At 38.0% G+C, this 6,982-nt stretch carries 5 protein-coding genes, 1 rRNA gene and 1 pseudogene; 5 read left to right on the forward strand and 2 right to left on the reverse strand.

The features are described from left to right. Window positions 1–193: 193 nt before the first annotated feature. On the reverse strand, window positions 194–808 hold the full coding sequence (locus BA053_RS04745; RefSeq protein WP_065095124.1) for a hypothetical protein: 615 nt from the start codon (window positions 806–808) through the stop codon (window positions 194–196). A gap of 153 nt (window positions 809–961) precedes the next feature. Between BA053_RS04745 and BA053_RS04750 the strand changes: the two genes are divergently transcribed. From BA053_RS04750 to BA053_RS06850, 5 genes and pseudogenes are all read left to right on the forward strand, one after another. Then, window positions 962–2,466, forward strand: a 16S ribosomal RNA gene (locus tag BA053_RS04750). Window positions 2,467–2,566: 100 nt separating this feature from the next. After that, window positions 2,567–2,944 carry a succinate dehydrogenase, cytochrome b556 subunit gene (sdhC, locus tag BA053_RS04755; protein ID WP_010963112.1) on the forward strand — a complete coding sequence of 126 codons (378 nt, stop codon included), beginning with the start codon at window positions 2,567–2,569 and terminating at the stop codon, window positions 2,942–2,944. Continuing rightward, window positions 2,941–3,297 carry a succinate dehydrogenase, hydrophobic membrane anchor protein gene (gene sdhD, locus BA053_RS06845; protein ID WP_010963113.1) on the forward strand — a complete coding sequence of 119 codons (357 nt, stop codon included), beginning with the start codon at window positions 2,941–2,943 and terminating at the stop codon, window positions 3,295–3,297. Before sdhC ends, sdhD begins: the two co-directional genes overlap by 4 nt. A gap of 84 nt (window positions 3,298–3,381) precedes the next feature. Further along, on the forward strand, window positions 3,382–4,617 hold the full coding sequence (locus BA053_RS04760; RefSeq protein ID WP_065095123.1) for a hypothetical protein: 1,236 nt from the start codon (window positions 3,382–3,384) through the stop codon (window positions 4,615–4,617). Between the two features lie 112 nt (window positions 4,618–4,729). After that, window positions 4,730–5,116 (forward strand): annotated as a pseudogene (locus tag BA053_RS06850) (sugar phosphate nucleotidyltransferase); the annotation flags it as partial. An 80-nt stretch (window positions 5,117–5,196) separates the two neighbouring features. On the opposite strand, the gene ltrA reads toward BA053_RS06850, so the two are convergent. Further along, window positions 5,197–6,447, reverse strand: coding sequence for a group II intron reverse transcriptase/maturase (ltrA, locus tag BA053_RS04765; RefSeq protein WP_218914941.1), 1,251 nt, complete (start codon window positions 6,445–6,447; stop codon window positions 5,197–5,199). Window positions 6,448–6,982: the final 535 nt, after the last annotated feature.

Genomic DNA, 6,982 nt, shown 5'->3' on the forward strand with positions numbered 1-6,982 from the left:
CATGCGATGCACGTAGTGCGAAAAATTAAACATGAGACGCCAAATACCCTAAGTTTTTTGTCATTAACCTGCACAGATTGCGAAGATAAATAAATAGCTTCAGTTTTATGATAAGGGAGCTGGCGAGGCTTGTCAAGGAAGTTTTTCGTTTCATCCAATGCGCTGCCAAAAGCTATGCAAAAAGTCCAATGAGTTAACTCCCATATATCCTGAGTAATTCTTGTGCATTAGCTTTGATTAGGATAGGGCATTTTCTATCATTTGATAGGGAACGCAATATTTCAGTTGCACCCTTAACGTCGTTATTGTGTATCTTTACTATAGCGATGGCTTCTTGGCTTGAATAAGGGTATACTGTGCTTGATTCTAAATTATCAATTTTGTCTTTATTTATTTTTTCACCGTTGGAGTGAAGTAAGCTCATTACTTCTAAATATTGTGCTAACTCACGCAAAACACCAGGAGCATCTTTATCATCTGCCAAATCATTATAAATAGATGCTGTGTCTGTTGGCATTGAATCTGAGATATGATTGAATGCGCGTTCAAAATTTGCTAAATACTCCCAATTTGAATCTATTTCTTCTAGCAGCGGCTTATTATCTTTTTTTAAGAATAATACTTCGTAAAACTTGTCACCTGCAGTTATAGATTGTTTTGTGTTATCAATGTTGCGCAATAAGTATAATGTGATGCCAACTAACATTGGCGCGAGTGCAAGCAGAAAGATGTATTTTTTTATGGTAATATTCCAAATAGTTATATATTTATACATTAATGCTTTTGATTTGCAAAAACATATTGACATAGTGATTATATCACATAATAATATTCTCAAAGTTGTTTGAATAGTTGGAGATTAAAATATTTCTAAAGTAGAAATAAAGACAGCAGTATTAAGCTAAATTATTTTTTGTCGGATTTATCCGATGTACCCTCAACCTTTTATAGGTTGAAGTCTAAATTTGAGAGTTTGATCCTGGCTCAGAATGAACGCTGGCGGCAGGCCTAACACATGCAAGTCGAACGGAGTTATATTGTAGCTTGCTATGGTATAACTTAGTGGCAGACGGGTGAGTAATGTATAGGAATCTACCTAGTAGTACGGAATAATTGTTGGAAACGGCAACTAATACCGTATACGCCCTACGGGGGAAAAATTTATTGCTATTAGATGAGCCTATATTAGATTAGCTAGTTGGTGGAGTAATAGCCTACCAAGGCAATGATCTATAGCTGATCTGAGAAGATGATCAGCCACACTGGAACTGAGATACGGTCCAGACTCCTACGGGAGGCAGCAGTGGGGAATATTGGACAATGGGCGAAAGCCTGATCCAGCCATGCCGCATGAGTGAAGAAGGCCTTTGGGTTGTAAAGCTCTTTTAGTGAGGAAGATAATGACGGTACTCACAGAAGAAGTCCTGGCTAACTCCGTGCCAGCAGCCGCGGTAATACGGAGAGGGCTAGCGTTATTCGGAATTATTGGGCGTAAAGGGCGCGTAGGCGGATTAGTAAGTTAAAAGTGAAATCCCAAGGCTCAACCTTGGAATTGCTTTTAAAACTGCTAATCTAGAGATTGAAAGAGGATAGAGGAATTCCTAGTGTAGAGGTGAAATTCGTAAATATTAGGAGGAACACCAGTGGCGAAGGCGTCTATCTGGTTCAAATCTGACGCTGAGGCGCGAAGGCGTGGGGAGCAAACAGGATTAGATACCCTGGTAGTCCACGCTGTAAACGATGAATGTTAAATATGGGAAGTTTTACTTTCTGTATTACAGCTAACGCGTTAAACATTCCGCCTGGGGACTACGGTCGCAAGATTAAAACTCAAAGGAATTGACGGGGACCCGCACAAGCGGTGGAGCATGTGGTTTAATTCGATGCAACGCGAAAAACCTTACCACTCCTTGACATGGAAATTATACCTATTCGAAGAGATAGGGTCGGTTCGGCCGGGTTTCACACAGGTGTTGCATGGCTGTCGTCAGCTCGTGTCGTGAGATGTTGGGTTAAGTCCCGCAACGAGCGCAACCCTCATCCTTAGTTACCATCAGGTAATGCTGGGGACTTTAAGGAAACTGCCAGTGATAAACTGGAGGAAGGTGGGGATGATGTCAAGTCATCATGGCCCTTATGGAGTGGGCTACACACGTGCTACAATGGTGGCTACAATGGGCTGCAAAGTCGCGAGGCTAAGCCAATCCCTTAAAAGCCATCTCAGTTCGGATTGTACTCTGCAACTCGAGTGCATGAAGTTGGAATCGCTAGTAATCGTGGATCAGCACGCCACGGTGAATACGTTCTCGGGTCTTGTACACACTGCCCGTCACGCCATGGGAATTGGTTTCACTCGAAGCTAACGACCTAACCGCAAGGAGGGAGTTATTTAAAGTGGGATCGGTGACTGGGGTGAAGTCGTAACAAGGTAGCAGTAGGGGAATCTGCAGCTGGATTACCTCCTTAGGCTTTGCACATAATTTACCATTTTTAATGATGGTGTTGTTATGTGCTATACTGCTGTCTTTACTTCTACTTTATTTTAATTTCCCGATAACGGAATTTTATGAGTGATAGACCTCTTTCTCCACATTTACAAATATATAAAGTACAAGTTACTAGTTTTTTCTCTATTATGCATAGATTGACTGGTATCTTGCTATTCCTTTTATTAATGATACTTTCTTGGTATTTCATATTACATGTTTACTTTCCTGAGTTACTTATAGTAAGGTACTTAAATGCATTATTATTCACTCCTGTTGCTAAATTAGCTTATGTCTTATGTTTTATAAGTTTTGTATATCATTTTCTTAATGGTATTCGTCATTTATTGTGGGATGTTGGGCTTAATTTAGAAATTACTGGCGTTTCAAGGAGTGCTATACTGCTGACAGTAACGTTACTTCTTTCTACTATGGCTTTTTTATTTATGTTTATATGAGTCAATCTGGAAATTCAGTACATCATTGGTGGGTTCAGCGTGTTTCTGCGGTAATTTTACTGTTCCTGTTTCCTTGGTTTATCTATTCATTTTCTTGCACATTTTATACTGATAGCTCTTTGTCTTTTAGTGAAAAATTTATTAATCACCCTCTAGAGCTTTTATTTTTTGTTGTATTGTTGTTTTGCATTTTTTGGCACGCAGTTCTTGGAATGCAGGTAGTATGCGAAGATTATATACACAGCGTACCTTTGAGGATTTTTACAATTACATGCATAAAGTACTTATCAAGCATTACTTATATAACCCTCGCTTTTACAATCTTTATCTTCTACAGGCATATTTTCTTGTAAAATCACCGGTGCTGTGTTAATATATTATTAGTGTACTAGTTTTATTATTGAGCTATAGCATTATAGCGATTTTGGTTTAGCAATATGTTAGAGACATTGAAAAAGTGGGGAACGGACCTTACGCTAAAAGTGAAGGATCTATTTACCTCACCTGAATCTCAAGTTTACGTCAAAGACCTTAGAAAGGTAATGGTATATAAGGATGGACGAAAATGCCGGTACCCAAAAAATTATGATGAGATTGTAAGGTCTGGAAAAATTATAGAAGAAAAAGATAGCAGTGGAAAACTTGTAAAAGATGAAGAGGGAAATCCAAGGTACCAACTTGAATATAATGGATACAAGTTTAATCTAGACTTAGTTAGGAAAATTGATAAAAAATCCTACTTTACTATTGACTTTTTAGTTGATAAAGCTAGGCGTGAGGTTAATGATTATAGTAAATTTTATAAGCCATTTAAGTTTTCAAAAATCGATCTTGAAAAACACGTGCCAATTTTTGAAGCTCAAAAACCTAAGGATCCTCAATATCCATTTGAATTAACTAACTCTTCTGTGCTAATTAAAAAGGTGAAAAATAAAGAAGGTAAAGTTCAGGAAGTTGTCGATGAAAAAGGAAGAAATGGAAAATTATTATACACTAGTGATTACAAGAAGCTAAGCACCCATTTTTCAGAAATTAGAGATCAAAATGGTAATCTAGAGCTAGATAAAAGTCTCATATCTGTTCCTATTGTTTTTGCTACAAGCTTGGCTAAAGTTTGTACTAAATTGTTGACTTCTCTTCCTATAAAGTTAGGGAAGCATTTAATAAGCAAACAAAACCCAATTGCAAAGTCTTTTGGTTATCTTTTATTTACTCCTGCAATGGCAATAAAAAATTTAGTGAATATGGGAGCTACCATACTTAAGGCTCCAATTTTATTGTTTGTAGCAAATAAGAAAAAATATGGTGATGCTTACTTAACTATGTTGGAATGTCAATTGAAAGAATGCTGGAAAGAAGCAGAGAATGATTTTAAGGTAGTTAAAGATGGTAAAAGAGAAGCAAAACAAAAAGAAAATCGCCCTGATCTCGACCCAATTATAGGCACATGGAAAGAGCTTAACGCCAGGAGGCCAGATATTGAAAAAGACTTGAAGAAACAAGAGAATGATAAAGGAATCAGCAAGAGTAATGAAATACTAAAGAGTCCTGAGGAAGAACAAAATAAGGGTAATGAAATATTAAGTGGTAAAAGCAAAGGTCATGTTGAGAAATTACAAAATAGAAGAAATTCACAGCAAGGGCAAGGCGCTACACACACTCACTCTCCTTAGCCATTACTTTAAATTGATACCTACCCTCTATTTAATCATTTTACAACAAAAACTTGCATGCATTTTGCCCTCAGTATAAGATATTAATTATTTAATCAACTTTCTTAACTAAATGCGCCCTGTAATATTGTGTGGTGGTAGTGGTAGCAGACTTTGGCCTTTATCTAAGCCAAAGCAATTTCAGAAAATATTTAGTCAGAACACTATGTTTCACAACACTTTGTTGAGGCTAAAAAGCGATTATATGCCGCCCATAATTTCTACAAATATACAGTACGAGTCATTAGTGATGGAGGAATTACATGCGCTGCAAGAATATAAAGTGATTTTCGAACCAGTGAAAATTGGAACAGCAGCGGCAATATTAATTGCTGCACTTCTCTGCAATGAAAACGAGACAATGTTAATTCTGCCTTCAGATCATTTCATAGGTGATTTGAATAGTTTTTATGCTTCTACTCAAAAAGCGTCTAAGTTAGCCTCTGAAACTAACTCTATGGAGAGTAGACCAGGAGAACTTCCCTCCTGGCCCCTTCCAGAACCCTACGTGAAACTCGCGCTTCATAAGGCTCCCACTAGTCATTGCCCTAACCCTATACTCAATTTCCAGTGCACAAACAGACTTGGTCTGCTCTTTGCAGTTCTTTCTAGTACCTTAGCTGCTTTGGTTTTGTGTCCTCTCAGCTTTTTGTACTTTGTCTGGAACCACTTTCTGAGTTTCCTATTAAACATTCTTATTATGCTATCTAGTGCAGTTATATGATGCTTCCCGTAATAGTTAAACCATCCTCTCAGGATTGGATTACATATTCGTGATATATCTTCTATTTCCAAGTTTGTTCTTCTAGCAAATTTCCAGCTTCTAATTTCTTTCTTCATCTTGTTCAGACTTTCTTTACTTACAGTTGGAGTAAAGCTTACAAACAGACTACTATCTTTTCTATTTCGTACAAGTCTTTTTCGAAATTCATATCCAAGAAATGTAAATGATACATTCTCATGATTATCCCTTCGTTTTCCATCTTGACAATAGATAATTTTGGTCTTCGTATGTTTTATTTCCAATTTGCAAATCTTCAGTCTCTGTTCAAGTTGACCAAGAATTAGTTGTGCTTGACTCTTGCTTACACAATGTATAACACCATCATCAGCATATCTTGCCCACTTTACACTTGGATATTCTCTTCTCATCCACATATCAAAGCTGTAGTGCATAAATAGGTTGCTTAAGATAGGACTTACTACACCCCCTTGCGGCACCCCACTGAGACGCTTTATTTTTGTCCCATCTTTTTGCTGTATCTCTGCACTTAGCCATCTTTGTATATATAAGAGAACCCACTTATTTGTGGTATGCTTTCTGACTGCTTTCATCAGTAGATTGTGGTCTATGTTGTCAAACATTCCCTTGATGTCGAACTCTATTAACCAATCTTGGTCGAAGCATCGCCTTCTCGTTTTTCCTATGGCATCTAATGCTGACTTATTTGGCCTATAACCATATGAATCCTCATCAAATACCTTCTCAAGTTCTGGTTCTAAAACACTTCTCACCACTTCCTGTGCTATACGATCGGCAACAGTTGGTATCCCAAGTGTCCTTGTTCCTCCTTCTGTCTTAATTATATCACAAGCCTTGACTGCTGGTGGAAAATAACTACCAGAAGATAGCCTATTCCATAGCTTGTAAAGGTTCTTGCTTAAGTCTTGATCAAACTTTTCAATTGTTAGATCATCAATACCTGCTCCTCCTCTGTTTTCTTTAACTCTTTTATAAGCCGAAAACACTAGAGATTTCGGTATATCAAAAGGCTTTGTTCGTTCAATCATTTTCATCCTCCTTCAAGTTGAATGATTTACTAAAGTCGACTAGCTCAACCCCTTCGCTCCATAGTCATTACAACCACTTCTTCACTACTACGAGTTGATCCGCCCCAGTGATTTGCATTGCTACTCTAAAGCTTGAGGATTAGCCTCTTGCTTATCTCGCTTTTCATCAAATCGACTGGTTCCTGCAGTTCCTTATTAAAGCCCAGATCAGACTCGCGCCACCTTTATGCCGAACACCACCTACACAGTAATCAGGTTTCTTGTAAGCTCATTAAGAGGAGAACGACTCACTCCTCCTTTCGATGTTCACTTCCCTTTTCGACACGTTCATCAGTGGTTCACTTACGTTCGCCTTTCTGATCCACACCTTCCAGCTCTTACGCTGATTTTTCCTTAACGCTTATGACCCTATCTCTTAAATAGAGCCACTTAAGGTGGTTTGAAACCTGCTCCTGAAAACCGATTTCGAAGGACCTTCCTTCATCTTCAATAAAGCTTCTCACAAACATTACTTTGTTTGTTACTGCAGCACACA

The sequence above is a fragment of the Wolbachia endosymbiont of Nomada ferruginata genome, from assembly GCF_001675785.1.
Lineage (GTDB): Bacteria > Pseudomonadota > Alphaproteobacteria > Rickettsiales > Anaplasmataceae > Wolbachia > Wolbachia pipientis.